13 protein-coding genes, 1 other RNA gene and 1 pseudogene are annotated in these 15364 nt (G+C 65.5%); 4 read left to right on the forward strand and 11 right to left on the reverse strand.

Annotated elements, in window-relative coordinates; genetic code table 11:
• Positions 1-75: 75 nt before the first annotated feature.
• The 5 genes from ABIB66_RS34550 to rsmH all read right to left on the reverse strand — a co-directional run bounded on the left by ABIB66_RS34550 (position 76) and on the right by rsmH (position 6145).
• Positions 76-1455 (reverse strand): UDP-N-acetylmuramoyl-tripeptide--D-alanyl-D-alanine ligase, encoded by a 1380-nt coding sequence (locus ABIB66_RS34550; RefSeq protein WP_354205302.1) that lies wholly within the window; start codon positions 1453-1455, stop codon positions 76-78.
• Positions 1452-2924 carry a UDP-N-acetylmuramoyl-L-alanyl-D-glutamate--2,6-diaminopimelate ligase gene (locus ABIB66_RS34555; protein ID WP_354205300.1) on the reverse strand — a complete coding sequence of 491 codons (1473 nt, stop codon included), beginning with the start codon at positions 2922-2924 and terminating at the stop codon, positions 1452-1454. Before ABIB66_RS34555 ends, ABIB66_RS34550 begins: the two co-directional genes overlap by 4 nt.
• An 84-nt stretch (positions 2925-3008) precedes the next feature.
• Entirely contained in the window at positions 3009-4763 is a 1755-nt protein-coding gene (locus ABIB66_RS34560; RefSeq protein ID WP_354257705.1) for a peptidoglycan D,D-transpeptidase FtsI family protein, read from the reverse strand.
• Positions 4760-5152, reverse strand: coding sequence for a cell division protein FtsL (ftsL, locus tag ABIB66_RS34565; RefSeq protein WP_027570696.1), 393 nt, complete (start codon positions 5150-5152; stop codon positions 4760-4762). The genes ABIB66_RS34560 and ftsL overlap by 4 nt, the downstream gene beginning before the upstream one ends.
• Positions 5153-5155: 3 nt before the next feature.
• On the reverse strand, positions 5156-6145 hold the full coding sequence (gene rsmH / locus ABIB66_RS34570; protein WP_354205297.1) for a 16S rRNA (cytosine(1402)-N(4))-methyltransferase RsmH: 990 nt from the start codon (positions 6143-6145) through the stop codon (positions 5156-5158).
• A gap of 523 nt (positions 6146-6668) precedes the next feature.
• Here rsmH and ABIB66_RS34575 point away from each other — a divergent pair.
• Positions 6669-7451, forward strand: a complete 783-nt coding sequence (locus tag ABIB66_RS34575) for an N-acetylmuramoyl-L-alanine amidase (RefSeq protein WP_275173891.1) — start codon at positions 6669-6671, stop codon at positions 7449-7451.
• A gap of 72 nt (positions 7452-7523) precedes the next feature.
• Here ABIB66_RS34575 and ABIB66_RS34580 read toward each other — a convergent pair whose 3' ends face one another.
• Together ABIB66_RS34580 and ABIB66_RS34585 are read right to left on the reverse strand one after the other, a co-directional pair.
• Positions 7524-8756, reverse strand: a complete 1233-nt coding sequence (locus tag ABIB66_RS34580) for an RNA polymerase sigma factor (RefSeq protein WP_354205295.1) — start codon at positions 8754-8756, stop codon at positions 7524-7526.
• A 22-nt stretch (positions 8757-8778) separates the two neighbouring features.
• Positions 8779-9132 carry a YciI family protein gene (locus tag ABIB66_RS34585; protein ID WP_354205293.1) on the reverse strand — a complete coding sequence of 118 codons (354 nt, stop codon included), beginning with the start codon at positions 9130-9132 and terminating at the stop codon, positions 8779-8781.
• Positions 9133-9281: 149 nt separating this feature from the next.
• Here ABIB66_RS34585 and rnpB point away from each other — a divergent pair.
• Positions 9282-9712, forward strand: an RNA gene (gene rnpB, locus ABIB66_RS34590) — RNase P RNA component class A.
• Between the two features lie 56 nt (positions 9713-9768).
• Here the strand turns inward: rnpB and ABIB66_RS34595 are convergent.
• A pseudogene (locus ABIB66_RS34595) lies at positions 9769-10481 on the reverse strand (alpha/beta fold hydrolase).
• Positions 10482-10553: 72 nt separating this feature from the next.
• Positions 10554-11018, reverse strand: a complete 465-nt coding sequence (locus tag ABIB66_RS34600; RefSeq protein WP_502918345.1) for a DUF983 domain-containing protein — start codon at positions 11016-11018, stop codon at positions 10554-10556.
• A 49-nt stretch (positions 11019-11067) separates the two neighbouring features.
• On the opposite strand from ABIB66_RS34600, the gene ABIB66_RS34605 reads away from it, so the two are divergent.
• On the forward strand, positions 11068-12438 hold the full coding sequence (locus ABIB66_RS34605; protein WP_354205289.1) for an aminotransferase-like domain-containing protein: 1371 nt from the start codon (positions 11068-11070) through the stop codon (positions 12436-12438).
• 58 nt (positions 12439-12496) lie between these two features.
• Here ABIB66_RS34605 and ABIB66_RS34610 read toward each other — a convergent pair whose 3' ends face one another.
• Entirely contained in the window at positions 12497-12754 is a 258-nt protein-coding gene (locus ABIB66_RS34610) for a hypothetical protein (protein WP_354205287.1), read from the reverse strand.
• A gap of 230 nt (positions 12755-12984) precedes the next feature.
• On the opposite strand from ABIB66_RS34610, the gene ABIB66_RS34615 reads away from it, so the two are divergent.
• Positions 12985-13728: a sulfite exporter TauE/SafE family protein gene (locus tag ABIB66_RS34615; protein ID WP_007600830.1), complete on the forward strand. Its 744-nt coding sequence runs from the start codon at positions 12985-12987 to the stop codon at positions 13726-13728.
• 71 nt (positions 13729-13799) lie between these two features.
• Here ABIB66_RS34615 and ABIB66_RS34620 read toward each other — a convergent pair whose 3' ends face one another.
• A complete protein-coding gene (locus ABIB66_RS34620; RefSeq protein ID WP_354205284.1) occupies positions 13800-15206 on the reverse strand; it encodes an MATE family efflux transporter in 1407 nt (468 codons plus the stop codon).
• Positions 15207-15364: the final 158 nt, after the last annotated feature.

A 15364-nucleotide genomic window follows, 5' to 3' on the forward strand; every position in this document is an offset into this window, starting at 1 on the left:
CGGGCGACCTCTAAAGAAAACGAACGGCTTCGCGCCGGAAACGGTGGGATTCGGGAACAGCGCCTTCCAAGCAGTTTACGCCCTTGCCTGCAAGGCGGCCACTAGGCCCGGCACAAACTTGTTGACCCAGAACATCTTCTTGCTGCCCTTGACAACCACGACATCGCCTGCCCGCAGCAGATTTGCGACCTCGCCCGGCTTCAGCGTGACGGGGTCGCCGTGCCAGCCGAGACCCTTGCCGGCTGGAAGCACCTCGAACAGGTGACGCATCAGCGGCCCGACGCAATAGACCCCGTCAATGCCGTCGAGATGCCTGGCGAGGTCGGTGTGGTAGGCCGGCGCGCCGTCGCCCAGCTCCAGCATGTCTCCGAGCACCGCAATGCGGCGGCCGCCGGTCGTGTTGCGCGCCTGCAGGCTTTGCAGCGCGGCAGCCACGCTGGCCGGATTGCCGTTGAAGCTGTCGTCGATCACGGTGACGCCGCCGACCGCCTGCTCGACGCCACGGCCGGTCATGATGCCGACGCGGTCGAGCTTGATCGCAAGCGTGGCCGCATCGAGGTTCGCCGCACGGATCGATGCGAGCGCCGCGAGCGCATTCTGGACGCGGTGCGGCGCGCCGGGCGTCAGGCTGAACGCGATCTCCTTCTTGCCGAGCGCGGCCACGACCTGCCAGCTGTCGCCATGCGGCGCGTGCGCGACCTCGTGCACCTCGGCTTTCTCGCCGAAGCGTATGACCTTGCCTTTCCAGTCCGGCGCCTTGATCCCGGCGGGCAGCACCAGCACGCCTTCCGCCGGCAGACCGAGTGCAATCGACACCTTCTCGCGACGGATGGCTTCGAGCGAGCCGAGCTTCTCCAGATGCACCGGCTGGACGTTGACGACGAGCGCGACTGTCGGCCGCGTCAGTTCGCTGAGCCGCGCGATCTCCCCGGCCTGGTTCATGCCCATCTCGACGACCCAGAGACTGGCATCGGGCCGCGCATTGCACAGCGTCAGCGGCACGCCCCAGAAATTGTTGAAGCTCGACGGGCTGGCATAGGCATTGGGGTAGGCCGCGAGGAATTCTTTGGTGCTGGTTTTGCCCGCGCTGCCGGTGAGCCCGATCACCGGCCCGTTGAAGCGCGCACGTGCCGCGCGCGCAAGGCCCCAGAGACCGTCGATCAGCGTGTCCTTGACCACGATCTGGGGAATGCGGATGCCCGCGATCTCGTGCGGCACGATCATCGCGACCGCGCCGGAAGCCTCCGCCTTGTCCGCGAACTCCCAACCGTCGCGCGCGCTGGCGAAGGCCGAGATGAAGCCGCCGCTCGGCGTGCCGCTGAGCGCCACGAACAGGCTGCCCGGTTTCACCAGCCGGCTGTCCTGGGTGACGAAGTCGATCGGCGTATCCGGGAACGATCCGGCAGCGCCCAGCGCGCGCGCCACTTCGGCCACCGTCCATATTGGCGCGCTCATGCAATCCTCGACGCTAGTGCGGCGGCGACCGCCTCGTGATCACTGAAGGGCAAAACCTCTCCGCCGACGATCTGCCCGGTCTCGTGGCCCTTGCCGGCGATGAGCAGCGCATCGCCATCTTGCAATTCCTCGATCGCGGTGCGGATCGCCGCAGCGCGGTCGCCGATTTCGCGGGCGCCCTTCGCAGTGGCCAGGATTTCGCCGCGGATGGATTCCGGTTTCTCGCTGCGAGGATTGTCGTCGGTGACGATGACGCCGTCGGCGTTGCCGGCCGCGATCTCGCCCATGATCGGACGCTTGCCGGCATCGCGGTCGCCGCCGGCACCGAACACGACGACCAGCCTGCGCCTGGCGTAGGGACGCAGCGCCTGCAGCGCCTTGGCCAGCGCGTCGGGCTTGTGCGCGTAATCGACGAAGATCGGCGCGCCGTTGCGCTCGCCGACACGCTCCAACCGGCCCTTGGCGCCTTCGAGACCTTCGAGGGTCGCGAACACGTTTGCGGCGTCGCTGCCTGTGCCGATCGCAAGACCGGCCGACACCAGCGCATTCTCGATCTGGAATTCGCCGACCAGCGGCAGCCGGATCGCATACCGCTTGCCGCGATGTTCGAGCGCGAGCACTTGCGAAAACCCTTCGACCTCCGCACCCGCGAGACGAATGCCCTCGCCTGCCCCGTCGCCGTTGCGACCGACCGCCATCACGCGCAAGCCGCGCGAATTCGCAGCACTGATTGCCTCCGCCGAGCAATCATGATCGGCGGAGATCACGGCCGCGCCTCCCGGCGGCACAAGTTCGCGGAACAGCCTGAGCTTGGCCGCGAGATAATGCGCGACGGTCGGATGGTAGTCCATGTGGTCGCGCGAGAGATTGGTGAAGCCGCCGGCGGACACGCGCACGCCGTCGAGGCGATACTGATCGAGTCCGTGCGAGGAGGCCTCGAAGGCGAGATGCGTGACGCCCTCGCGCGCGATCTCGTCGAGTTGCCGGTGCAGCGCGATCGGATCGGGCGTCGTCAGCGAGCCGTAGACGGTACGCTTCGGCGAGACTAGGCCGATGGTTCCGATGCTGGCGGAAGCGTGCCCGAGCCTCTCCCAGATCTGCCGGGTGAATGCGGCGACCGAGGTCTTGCCGCTGGTGCCGGTCACCGCCGCAATGGTCGCGGGTTGCGCGGGGTAGAATCTTGCCGCGGCGAGCGCCAGCGCGCGGCGCGGATTGGCGACTGTGATGAACGGCACCTTGCAGCCATCAGGCGCATGGTCGCCGACGACCGCCAACGCGCCTGCGGCAATCGCGGCATCGATGAAACGCGCACCGTCGGTCTTGCTGCCCGCAAGTGCGAAGAAGAGATCACCCGGCTTGACCGCGCGGCTGTCGAGGGCAACGCCGCTCACGTCGAGCGCCGCGACCGCGGGCTCAATTGCGGCATCATTACCCTGAACGTCCTGATCGAGGAGGTCGCGCAGCTTCATGGTCTTCCAGTCGACATGCCGGACCGGATCGCCGAATCTCCAGGGAAATCCCGACTCAGCAGCGGCAACGGCCCACCCGGTTGATTACTGGGTTGTCCTGGATGCTGCAAGAATAAGGCGCTCAGACGGCGGCAGGTCGAACCGCGGTTCGACGCCCAGAAGCGGGGCGATCCGCTCGATCACCTTGCCGCCGGTCGGCACCGCGTTCCAGCCCGAGGTGATGAAACCCTTTGTTTCGGGAATCGCCTGGGGCTCGTCCAGCATGATCAGGATCTGATATTTCGGATCGTCGCAGGGCATGATCGCGGTGAAGGAGTTGAGCACCCGCTTCTTGGCATAGCGGCCGTTGATGACCTTCTCGGACGTGCCGGTCTTGCCGCCGACGTAGTAACCCTTGACGTCAGCGGTCTTGGCGGTGCCGATTTCGGCATTGAGCCGCATCAGGAACCGCATCTTGTCGCTGGTCTCGGTCCTGATGACGCGCTTGGCCATCGCCGCCGCTTCGGACTCGCTGCGCTTCATGAAGGTCGGCGGAATCAGATAGCCGCCGTTCACCAGCGCATTGATGCCCATCACCGCCTGCAGCGGCGCCACCGACATGCCCTGGCCGAACGCGATGGTCACCGTGTTCAGCTCGCCCCAGCGGCGCGGTATCAGCGGAGCCGCGCTTTCCGGCAGTTCGGTGCGCAGCCGCGTCAACTGGCCCATCTTGGCGAGGAAGGCCTTGTGAGCCTCGACGCCCTGACCGAGCGCGATCCGCGCGGCGCCGATATTGGACGAGAACGTGAACACTTCCTTGGTGTTGATGAAGCGTCCGAGCGGATGGCTGTCGTGGATGGTGAACTTGCCGTAGTGCAGGTTTCCGCGTGCATCCCACGACGTGTTCAGATTGATCTTGCCGGAATCGAGCGCCATCGCCAGCGTAAACGCCTTGAAGGTCGAGCCCATCTCGTAGACGCCGGTGGTCAGGCGATTGATGCGGTCGGGGTCGTGCGCTTCCTTCGGATTGTTCGGGTCGAAATCCGGAAGCGAGACCATCGCCACGATCTCGCCGGTCTTGACGTTGGAGACGATGCCGGAGGCGGCCTTGGTGTGGTATTTCTCCTTGGCCTTCAGCAACTCGTCACGCAGTGCGTGCTCGACGCGCAGATCGACCGAGAGCTCGATCGGCTTTTGCAGCCGGTCGGTGGCAAAGCCCGCGCGGTGGAGATCGGCCAGCCCTTGATTGTCGAGCCAGTTCTCCATGCCGGCGATGCCCTGGTTGTCGATGTTGACGAGACCGATGAGGTGGGCAACCTCGTTGCCGGTTGGATAAACGCGCTTGTTCTCGCGCAGGAAGCCGATGCCGGGAATGCCGAGCTTGTGGATGTCCTGCTGCTGCTTCGCCGTAATCTCGCGCTTGAGCCAGACGAAGCCCTTGCGCGTCTTCAGGCGCTCGCGCACCTCGGCCTCGTCGAGGTCGGGCACGGTGGCGGTCAGAAGCTCGATCGCCTCGTCCTTGTCGATGATGCGGCGCGGCTCGCCGAACAGGCTCGACGCCTTGACGTCGGTCGCGAGGATCGCGCCGTTGCGATCGACGATGTCGGGCCGCGCGGTCGCGACCACCTCCTGCGACGCGGCGCGGCGCGCGCCGTGGGCGTCGGCGCCGATCGCGAACATCACGAGGCGACCGCCGATCAGAGCGTAGACCGCGCCGAAGGCGAGCATCGCCAGACCGACGCGCGCCCGCGCCTTGGCCGCGCGATCGACATTGCGCCCGTAAAGCAGGCTGCGGATCAGCCGCTGCCGCCAAGGCTCGGTCCGCTTTTCTGCAGGCTTGGCCGGGGTCACGGCACTCATGGCTTGTCCTCGGGCTGAGGCACGGAGCCCGTCACATTATCGGGATCGCTGGCGGCTTCGATGGTATTGAGCATGGCGCCGATCGGATCCGGCTCGCCCGGCCTGAACATCCGCGGCGGACGCTCGGGCAAATTCTTCAGTGAATCATACTGCGTGCCGTTGACCGGCTTGAGCTGCAGATGGCGGTCGGACAGGCCTTGCAGGCGCAGGGGCGCATCGAGCTTGGCCCATTCGGAGCGCAGCGCCGCGATCGCATCGCGCTGCTCGCGGATCTCCGCATGCAGCCGCAGAACCTTTTCGGTGCGCGCCGTGGAGTCCATCTTGATCCGGTAGACATGGGCCGCCGCGAAGATCAGCGCACCGATGACGAGGAGGTGGATGAAGCGCATGCGCTAGCCACCTCTCATGACGTCGGAGAGTTTTGGCCAGGACGATTGCTCGCGATCGTCATGCGCAGGCGCCGAGGTGCGCTCGGCAGCGCGGAGTTTTGCCGACCGCGCGCGCGGGTTATGCGCGACTTCGTCCTCGCCTGCGATCACCGGCCGCCGCGTCAGAAGCTGGAAGCTCGGCACCGCCTGCGACACTTCCGGCAGATGGCGTGAGCCGCCACCCGTCTTGGACCGATCGGCGAGGAAATTCTTGACGATGCGGTCTTCCAGCGAATGGAATGAGACGACCACGAGGCGACCGCCGGGCTTGAGCACACGCTCGGCAGCGATGAGTGCGTTCTGGAGTTCCTCGAGCTCTTCGTTGACGAGGATGCGCAGGGCCTGGAACGTTCGCGTCGCCGGGTGAATATCGCCCGGCTTGGAACGGACCACCCTGCCGACGAGCTCGGCGAGCGCGCGTGTGGTCGTGAACGGCGTCTCCTGGCGGTCCGCGACGATGGCGCGGGCGATCCGGCGCGACTGCCGCTCTTCGCCGAGGAGATAGATGATGTCGGCGAGATCGCCTTCCGATGCGCGCGCCACGACATCGGCCGCAGTCGGGCCTGCCTGCCCCATCCGCATATCGAGCGGACCATCGAGGCGGAACGAGAAGCCGCGGCCGGCCTGGTCGAGCTGCATCGAGGATACCCCGACATCCATCACGACGCCGTCGACGCCATCGACGCCTTGAGCCGCGCAGACTTCGGCGAGGTTGGAGAAGCGATCTTCAACGAGGGTCAGCCTGCCCGCGGAGCGTTCGACCAACTCGGCGCCGCCTGCGATCGCAGTGCGGTCGCGATCAATGGCAATCACCCGGGTTCCCGGCATGTCGAGGATCGCGCGGCTGTAGCCGCCGGCACCAAAGGTCGCGTCGATATAAAGGCCGCCTTCGCGTGGCGCGAGGTGGTCGATGGCCTCACGGCCAAGAACGGGGATGTGCGGAGCCGAGCTCATGCGCCAGGCCTGCCGATCGCCTCGCCGGACTCCCAAGTGAGATCGGGGACGAACAAGCTCATAACGCCTCGAATGATTCCGCGTCGCGGCGGTTCCACGACCCAACCCCCGTCCAACATAGTTACCGAGCCCGGTCGTCCCGGGCCACCAACCCAGTATTCCCCTTGGAATTTGTCGGGCAGCCATGGGATTTCGAGCCAAAATACGCTTTGGCCGCCTCCGGACGCGGGTCGGCTCTTCATCTCTCAGTAACGGCCCTTAGCGTTAAGAAAGCGTTGATCGGCTCGCGACAAGTCGAAAAGCTGACGCGGCGGTGATGCTTCATCCACACACATGCGCCAAAATGCATCCGTTAACCCCGTCGCCGGATTGCGCGCGATCGAGGGTAAAGGAATAGTAAAGAGAAGGGCTTGGCCCACTCTCTGTCTGTCTCGAGCTGTTTATGTCGTCCGGTTCGTCCACGCCGTCTGGATCTGATTCGAAGCGTCAACGTGTTCTCCCGGTTCCCAAGGCCGCCGCGAACATGCGGACGTTCGAGCCGGATTCCTCGATCGTCTCCGACATCATCCCCTCACCGAACCATGGCGACCGCAACAAGGGCCGGCAGCCCGATATGATCGTGCTGCACTACACCGGCATGCCCGACGTCGAAGGTGCGCTCGCGCGGCTCTGCTCCGCGGGCACCGAGGTGTCGGCACATTATGTCGTGCTGGAAGACGGCCGCATCGTGCAATGCGTGCCGGAGGCCAGGCGTGCCTGGCACGCCGGCGTCTCGTCCTGGGCCGGCGAGGATGACATCAACTCCTGCTCGATCGGGATCGAGATCGTCAATCGCGGCCACGACTGGGGCTATCCGGAGTTTCCGCTGCGCCAGATCGCCGCCGTGATCGCGCTGTGCCGTGGCATCATGCTCCGCCGCAAGGTGCCCGCGCACCGGGTGCTCGGCCATTCCGACGTGGCGCCCGCGCGCAAGAAAGATCCCGGCGAAAAATTTCCGTGGCATTCGCTGGCCAATTCCGGCGTCGGCCACTGGGTCACGCCCGCGCCGGTCGTGCGCGGCGAGAGCCTGATGCTCGGCACCATCAGCGACGAGGTGCTGAGCCTGCAGCAGGCGCTCGCCAGATACGGCTACGGCGTTCCCCTCACCGGCAAATACGACGCCGCGACCATGGAAGTCGTCACCGCGTTCCAGCGCCATTTCCGCCCGGCGCGACTGGATGGGGTCGCGGATCACTCGACGCTGTCGACCTTGCAGGCGCTGTTGGGGAGTCTCCCTCAGGAGACAACGACTATCGCGACGAAGTGACGGCGACTGCCACACCCCGTCATTGCGAGCGAAGCGAAGCAAGTGCTCCTCGCAATGACGGAGATGTGGCGACTATTCCATCTCTCTCATCCTTCGCGCATAAAGCCGTCGCAGCGGCTCGAGCTGCGTCGCCTCCGTCGCCGCGCGATAAGCCTCGCGCGCCTCCTCATTCCGGCCGAGCCGCCGCAACAAATCCGCCCGTACTGCTGGCAACAGTTCGTAACCATGAAGCCCGCCACGCGCGGCGGTCGCATCCACGAGATCGAGCGCACGTGCGGGACCATCGACCATCGACACTGCCGCTGCGTGATTCAGCTCGATCACCGGCGACGGATTGATCCGCAGCAGCACTTCATAGAGCCCGGCGATCTGCGACCAGTCTGTCTGCTCATAGCTCGGCGCACGTGCATGCAGCGCGGCGATTGCGGCTTGTACTGCATAAGGCTGCGGCCGACCGGGCACGCGCAGTGCGTCGTCCACCAGACGCAGCCCCTCCTCGATCTGTGCACGGTGCCACCGCGAACGATCCTGCTCTTCCAGCAGCACGATGTCGCCGGCGGCGGTCTGGCGCTCTGCGCGGCGCGCATCGTGCAGCAGCATCAGCGCCAGCAGGCCCTTGATCCCGGCGCGATCGGGTAGCAGCCGGTCGAGCAAACGGCCAAGCCGGATCGCCTCGGCCGCAAGATCGGGCCGCATCAAATCCGCACCGGATGTCGCCACATAGCCTTCGGTGAAGACGAGATAGATCACGGCAAGGACACCGTCGAGCCGCGGCACCAGCGTGTCGCGCTCGGGGACCTCATAGGGAATGCCGGCGAGCCTTATCTTTTGCTTGGCGCGGACGAGACGCTGCCCCATCGCCTCCTCGCTGACCAGGAAGGCACGCGCGACCTGCGCCGTGGAGAGCCCGCAGACGGTGCGCAGCGTCAGCGCGACCTGGACTTCGGGCGCGAACGCAGGATGGCAGCAGGTGAAGATCAGCCGCAGCATGTCGTCGTCGAGCATCGTCGGCGGCTCGTTGGGCGCTTGCGCGTTCAGCTCGAGCTCGTGCACGAGCGCCTGCTCCTTGCCGCGGAAGACGGCCTGGCGCCTGATACGGTCGATGGCCTTGTGCTTGGCGACATTGACCAGCCACGCACGCGGATTGTCGGGGACCTCGCACGCCGGCCAGCGCTCCAGTGCCACCGCAAAGGCGTCCTGAAGCGCGTCCTCGGCGAGATCGAAATCGCCGACGAGGCGGATCAGCGTGGCCAGCGCCCGCCCCGCCTCGTCGCGGAAGACCTTGTCGATCTCGGACAGTGTCATGCCCCGATGCGCGGCTGCGCCATCACTTGTCGTAGACCCAGATCGGCCGCACCTCGATCGAGCCGATGCGCGCCGACGGAATCCGCGACGCGATCTCGATCGCAGCATCGAGATCCTTGGCCTCCACGAGGTAGTAGCCGCCGAGCTGCTCGCGTGTTTCGGCAAACGGGCCGTCGGTCGTCAGCGTCTTGCCGTCGCGCACGCGGACCGTCGTCGCGGTCGTGGTCGGCTGCAGCCGGTCGCCGGCCTTGAAATTGCCGCTCTGAATGATGTCTTGCGTGAAGGTCTGATATTCCGCCGTCATCTGCTGGCCGGCAGCCGGACGCATATTCGCGTACTCGGCTTCGTTCTGGTAGATCATCAGCAAATACTGCATCGCTTAACTCCTGTTGCACGGCTGGATCGCCGATATCCAGTCGAACGGGACACACGCCCAACGACATCTTCAGGATAAATTATTTCGGGCGAACCGTGCATGGCGTTATCGGCTTGCGGAACCGACACAAATGCTTCATGCGTAAGCCGTCAGTCGGCCGGACGGCCGCTCCGGCAAGTGCCGAAAGGCCGCCGGGGAGGAAAGTCCGGGCTCCCTTGACATACGGTGCCGGATAACGTCCGGCGGGGGCGACCCCAGGGAAAGTGCCACAGAGAACGAACCGCCCGCCTTCGCAGCGCAAGCTGCACAGGCAGGTAAGGGTGAAAAGGTGCGGTAAGAGCGCACCGCGGCTGCGGCAACGGAGCCGGCATGGTAAACCCCACCGGGAGCAAAACCGAATAGGGACGGCGTAGCGGGCTGTTCGCGAAAGCGATAACGCCGCGGGGCGATGTCAGGCCCGCCGTCCGGGTAGGTTGCTCGAGGCCATGTGCAAACATGGTCCCAGAGGAATGGCCGTCACGTATCGTTCGCGCAAGCGGACGGTGCCCTACAGAACCCGGCTTACAGGCCGGCTGATATCTTGCAACGAGGGGTTCGATGCTGACCGCATCGAGCCCCTCACCATTTGGGCGCTCACTATCCGGCGATCTCTTGCAACACGCCCATCAGCGCGTCCGGCGCTGTCACGTTCGGCGCGTGGCTGGCGTCGAGCTCGACATAACGCCAGCCATCCTCGCTCTTCGTGCGCTTCGCAAACTGCCCAAACACGTCGCCCGGCGGAATGCGCGTGCAATAGATGTAGCTGCGCGGCACTTTCGGCTCGCCATGTTCGAGCTTCAGCTTCGTCTCGAAAATTTGATCGGCATGTTGATCCGGCGTGCGTTGAGCCAGTCGAGATCGGCCTGCGGCGTGTCCGGCGGCGGCGGGTTCGGCGGGATGCGGTAGCCGTCGCCTGAGCTTGCTGCCTTGCGCATCGGCTCGCGCCCGCCCTCATGGAGATCGAACAGCGATTGGCCGTCACGCGGCACGAAGGCGTCGAGATAGATCAATTGCGTCACCCGCTCGCGCGCGCGATCGGCGACGCCGGTGGCGACCATGCCGCCATAGCTGTGACCGAGCAGCACGATGTCCTCGAGGTCCTCGAACCTGATGACGTTGAGAATGTCCTGGATGTGCGTGTCGAGATCGATCGCGGGGCTGGCCAGATGGGCGCGCTCGCCGAGCCCGGTATAGGTCGGCGCAATGAAGCGACGGCCGGCCTGCGCCAGCAGCGGATGCATCTTCTTCCAGGCCCACCCGCCGGACCACGCACCGTGACAAAGCAGGAAGGTTTTTGAGCGTGCGGCCATCGGCGTTTCCATCGTTCTTGTTTGTACGACGGAGTGTAGCGGGCGACCGCGCGATGTAAACGCTCTGGCCCCTTAGGCCGCGCGCGTGTTCACCTTCACGAGGACGGGTGCACCCTGACCAGCTTCGCGCCGCAGCTTGCCCGCCTCAAAACCGTGCATGCCGATCTGCCATTGCAGCCCGACGATGGCACCCTTGGTCGGCTGCAGCAGCGCGAGCGATGCAAATAACGTCACGGGCAGCCACACCGCCAGTTGCAGCCAGACGGCCGGCGCATAGGCGGTTTCGACCGCGAGAATCGCAGGGACCACGAGATGGCCGACCACCACCATCACGAGATAAGCCGGAAAATCGTCGGCGCGCTGGTGGAACAGCTCCTCGCCGCAATGGTCGCAGGTATCAGCCACCTTCAGGAAACGGCCGAACGCATGCCCTTCGCCGCAGTTCGGGCATTTGCCCAAGAAACCGCGCCACATCGCCTTTGCCAGAGAGACTGAACCGGTCGCCATGACCCCACCTCTTCCTTTTCTACGACCCATACAATAATATCTTGCATCCATACATTCAAAGGATATGGACGTTAATTGCATGGACTGGACCCCTACAATCTCGGAGCTGAGCGGGCCGCGCTACCAGCGCATCGTCGAGGCCATGGAGGCGGATATCGCCGCCGGCCGGCTGGTGCGCGGGCAGCAATTGCCGACGCAACGGGCCCTGGCAAAGGCGCTCGGCATCGACCTCACCACGGTGACTCGCGCCTACACCGAAGCGCGGCGCCGCGGCATCATGGAGGCCCGGGTCGGCCAGGGCTCGTTCGTGTCGGAGACCAGCGCGCGCCGCGCGGTCGATCTGCCGCATCCCGTCGCGATCGATCTCTCGATGAACGTGCCGCCGCAGCCACTCGAAGCGCAACTCGACGAGCGCATCATCGCCGGGATGGAAGCCATCCGCGCGCAATCGGGCCTGACGGCGCATCTCAACTACCAGCCGCCCGGCGGCAGCGCCCACGAGCGCGAGGTCGCGGCGCGATGGATGCGCGCACGCGTGCCGCATGCCCACGCCGACAGGCTCGTGATCTTTCCCGGCGCGCAGACGATCCTGTTCAATCTGCTCGCCCACCTCGCCCGGCCCGGCGACATCGTGCTGACGGAGGCCCTCACCTTTCCCGGCATCAGGGCCGCCGCCGCGCGGCTCGGCGTCAAGCTTGTCGGCGTCGCCATGGACGACGGCGGCATCCTGCCCGACGCGCTGGCAAAGGCTTGCCGCACGCATAAGCCGAAGGCCGTCTATCTCATTCCGACGCTGCACAATCCCACCACCGCGACGCTTCTTCCCGACCGCCGCAGCGCCATCGCAAAGATCATCAACGATTCCGATACGGTTCTGATCGAAGACGACGCCTACGGGCTGCTCGATCGCTCGGCATCGCCGATCGCCAATCTCATTCCGGAACGGACTTATCTCGCAACCACGCTGTCAAAATGCATCGCGCCCGCGCTACGCGTCGCCCATCTGGTGACGCCCGACGGCGGCTCGCAGCGGGAGATGCGCAGCTATTTGCAAGCGACGGTGCAGATGCCGGCGCCGCTGATGGTCGCGCTGGTGACGCATTGGATCGAGACCGGCATCGCCGACCGCATCATCACCGCCATCAGGAGCGAGGCGATCGGCCGCCAGCAGCTCGCGCAACGCGCGCTCAAAGGATTCGAGTTCGAGGCCGAGCCCGCCGCTCACCATCTGTGGCTACGGCTGCCGGAGGGCCGTCCCGACGTCGCGGCGCATCTGCTGCGGAATGGACTCGCAGTCGTCGCCGGCGAGGCCTTCACCGTCGACGGAACGCCGCCACACGCGGCACGCGTCTCGCTTGGCGCGGCGCGCAACAGGGCGGAATTGACGGAAGCGCTCCGCATCTTGGTCAACGCGCTGCACAGGCCCGCCGACATCAGACAGATCGTCTAGAGCATGATCCGGAAAAGTGTGCAGCGGTTTTCCGAAAAGATCATGCTCCAAAAAATAGTTATCTATGCTGACGGCGATGCCGCGAGCGCACGACTGGCGCAACAGCCGATGGATAAGCTTGCGATGCGTAGGCATCGCTCGGCTGGCCGAGAGCCCCGCGCGCGGCGGGCGTGAGCTGACCGCCATTCAGGACGTCGCGGTCCGGATGGGCAGCCTGATAGGCCGCAGGCTCGGAAAACTGGGCCTCCGCCATTGTCGGCATCAAGGCCGCCGCCGACACTAGCGCGGCCGCGACGGCAATCTTCGTGCGAGTCATCGTCCTTCTCCATATGCTCATTCGGGAGACTGGCCGATCGAACCGCATGATCGCGTCGAGCGGGCCCTACATTGAAGTACGAGCATCATGTAGGCCTGTCTTTCGCGAACGCCCGCCGCTGGGGATCACGCTTGCGTGCGGTTTTGAAATTGACCTGCACGGCCGCAGCTGTGCTATGCGAGCGATGGCGATCAACAGTTCGGGATCGTCCAAATAACAGGGACAATCTGTTGGAAATACTCACCTACGCGCTGCTGCTGCTCGGCGCACTCGCCGGGGGCTTCGTCTCGGGCCTTGCCGGATTCGGCACGGCGCTGATGGCACTCGGCATCTGGCTCTACGTGCTGCCGCCCTCGCTCGCGGTGCCCCTGGTGCTGATCTGCTCGGTGATCGCGCAGAGCTCGACGCTGCCGTCCATGTGGAAGAGTTTTGATCTCTCGCTGGTCTGGCCGTTCCTGATTGGAGGACTGATCGGCGTGCCCTTGGGCACCATGCTGGTCGCCTCTGCCGATCCAAAAGTGTTCAAGCTGAGCGTCGGCGTGCTGCTGCTGATCTTCTCGACGGCGCTGTACCTCAACAAGAAGCCGCTCGCCATCACGTTCGGCGGTCGCATCGCCGACGGTGCGATCGGCTTTGCCGGCGGCATTCTTGGCGGTCTCGCCGGATTGTCGGGGCCGCTTCCGATCCTGTGGGCGAACATTCGCGGCTGGAACAAGCACGAGCGGCGCGGCATCTTCCAGCTCTTCAATTTCACCGTGCTCGCCACCGCTTTGGTGTTGCAGACGGCCTCGGGCCTCGTCGCGTTCAAGGTGGTCTGGCTCGCGGTGGTTGCCTTTCCGGGCACCTTGATCGGCGCATGGGCCGGCGCGCGCGTCTATCACGCGCTGAGTGACAAGCATTTTGGCGATGTCGTGCTCGGTCTCTTGTTCCTGTCGGGCCTCGGCCTGGTCTGGAACAGTTTGGGCACGCACTAGCTCCGTCTTTTTTTCGCGGCAAGCGCCGTGCCGCCGGCAATTCCGACGCCAAGCACGCAGATAAGCGCTCGCTACGCGGGCGCGCGTGCAGGAGACGCCACGGGCTTGGGCACGGCCGGCTCGGGGGACTCCTCGTGCCGGAGCATGACAAGGCGCTTCCTGAATTCACGTCGTAGCAGCCACACGCTCAAGGCGGCCTGCAGCGTGGTCGTCGCGATCGACAGGTACCAGACATGCTCCATCCGGAAGCCCGGCCACGTCGAGAGCCAGATCGACGGCAGGGAATAGGTGAGGACCCGCGTTGCCGAGGTCCACAACACCGGCTTGGTGTTGCCAAGCCCCTGAAACAGGCTGGAGCAGGTGAAGATCAGCCCCTGCGCCACCATGTTGAGCGAGACGATGCGCAGAAAAAGCGACGCAACCGCCATCGTCTCCTGATCCTTCGAGAAGCCGGTTAGCAACAGACCAGGCGCGAGTTGCGCCGGGATCAAGAAAACGATCATCACGGCGGTCGCGATGAGCGCCGCCTTGACAAAGGTCTCTCTCACGCGCGCTCCGTTGCCGGCGCCGAAGTTCTGGCCGGCGATCGGCCCTGCAGCAAGGGCGATGGCGAGCGCCGGCATCTGCATCAGGCCGAGCAGACGCGTTCCGATGCCAAATCCGGCCTGTGCCGCCGAGCCGAAAACGCTCAGCACGTAATAGCCCACGGCCATGATGATGAAGACCATCGCGAACTCGCCGCCTGCGGGCAGGCCGACATTGAGAATCCTCTTCCACTGCTGAAGCTGCGGTCGCCATTGCGTGGGATCAAAGGCGACATAGCGTTCCAATTTCAGGAAATACACCAGCAGCATGAGCACACCGATGAAGACGGCAATCGAGCTTGCGAGGCCCGCTCCGGCAACACCGAGCGCGAGCCCGGTGCCCCAACCCGAGATCAGGACCGGCGCCAGCGCGATATTGATGGCCACTGCAAGCGCTTGAACCAGCATGCTCGGCCGCACGATGCCTGTCGCCCGCAACGCAGACGCCATGACCTGCGACGCAAACTGCAGCGCCAAAGCCGGCATGAACCAGAGCAGATAAACCGCGCCGGCTTCGACCGTGGCCTCATCGGCCGCGACCGCGCGCATATATGGACGCGACAATGCGAAGCCTGCGCCGAGGGTCAGGAGCCCGAACAGCACCGAGAGGACGACCGACTGGTTGAAGACGAGGTTCGCGTCGCCGCGATCCTTGCGCCCCACGGCGTGCGCCATCAGCGCCACCGTGCCGACGCCGAGCACCTGCATCAGCGCATTGACGAGAAAGCCGGCATTGCCGGCCGCGGCGACGCCCGCGATTGCCGCATCGCCCAGTCCCGACACGAAATACAGGTCGACCAGCTGGCAGATCATGATCGTGATCATGCCGACCACGATCGGTGGCGCCATGCTCAGGATGTGGCTCACGATGGAGCCGCGCGTCAGGTCCTTCATGTCGTTCCATCCTCTGGCGCCGGGGGGGGGGGGGGGGGGGGGGCCCCGCCCCCCCCCCCCCCCCCCCCGGGGGGGGGGGCGGGGGGGCCACCCACCACCGGGGGCCCAACGCCCGCGAGATTTGGCGCGGCGGGGGGGCGCGCGGGGGGGTGGTGTGG

The sequence above is a fragment of the Bradyrhizobium sp. F1.13.3 genome, assembly GCF_040548265.1.
Classification (GTDB): Bacteria; Pseudomonadota; Alphaproteobacteria; order Rhizobiales; family Xanthobacteraceae; genus Bradyrhizobium.

Excerpts from the sequence above, each read along its gene's own strand:
- ABIB66_RS34550 (WP_354205302.1), bottom strand. The coding sequence starts at position 1,455 with ATGAGCGCGCCAATATGGACGGTGGCCGAAGTGGCGCGCGCGCTGGGC.
- ABIB66_RS34555 (WP_354205300.1), bottom strand. The coding sequence starts at position 2,924 with ATGAAGCTGCGCGACCTCCTCGATCAGGACGTTCAGGGTAATGATGCC.
- ABIB66_RS34560 (WP_354257705.1), bottom strand. The coding sequence starts at position 4,763 with ATGAGTGCCGTGACCCCGGCCAAGCCTGCAGAAAAGCGGACCGAGCCT.
- ftsL (WP_027570696.1), bottom strand. The coding sequence starts at position 5,152 with ATGCGCTTCATCCACCTCCTCGTCATCGGTGCGCTGATCTTCGCGGCG.
- rsmH (WP_354205297.1), bottom strand. The coding sequence starts at position 6,145 with ATGAGCTCGGCTCCGCACATCCCCGTTCTTGGCCGTGAGGCCATCGAC.
- ABIB66_RS34575 (WP_275173891.1), top strand. The coding sequence starts at position 6,669 with ATGCGGACGTTCGAGCCGGATTCCTCGATCGTCTCCGACATCATCCCC.
- ABIB66_RS34580 (WP_354205295.1), bottom strand. The coding sequence starts at position 8,756 with ATGACACTGTCCGAGATCGACAAGGTCTTCCGCGACGAGGCGGGGCGG.
- ABIB66_RS34585 (WP_354205293.1), bottom strand. The coding sequence starts at position 9,132 with ATGCAGTATTTGCTGATGATCTACCAGAACGAAGCCGAGTACGCGAAT.
- ABIB66_RS34600 (WP_502918345.1), bottom strand. The coding sequence starts at position 11,018 with ATGGGTCGTAGAAAAGGAAGAGGTGGGGTCATGGCGACCGGTTCAGTC.
- ABIB66_RS34605 (WP_354205289.1), top strand. The coding sequence starts at position 11,068 with ATGGACTGGACCCCTACAATCTCGGAGCTGAGCGGGCCGCGCTACCAG.
- ABIB66_RS34610 (WP_354205287.1), bottom strand. The coding sequence starts at position 12,754 with ATGACTCGCACGAAGATTGCCGTCGCGGCCGCGCTAGTGTCGGCGGCG.
- ABIB66_RS34620 (WP_354205284.1), bottom strand. The coding sequence starts at position 15,206 with ATGAAGGACCTGACGCGCGGCTCCATCGTGAGCCACATCCTGAGCATG.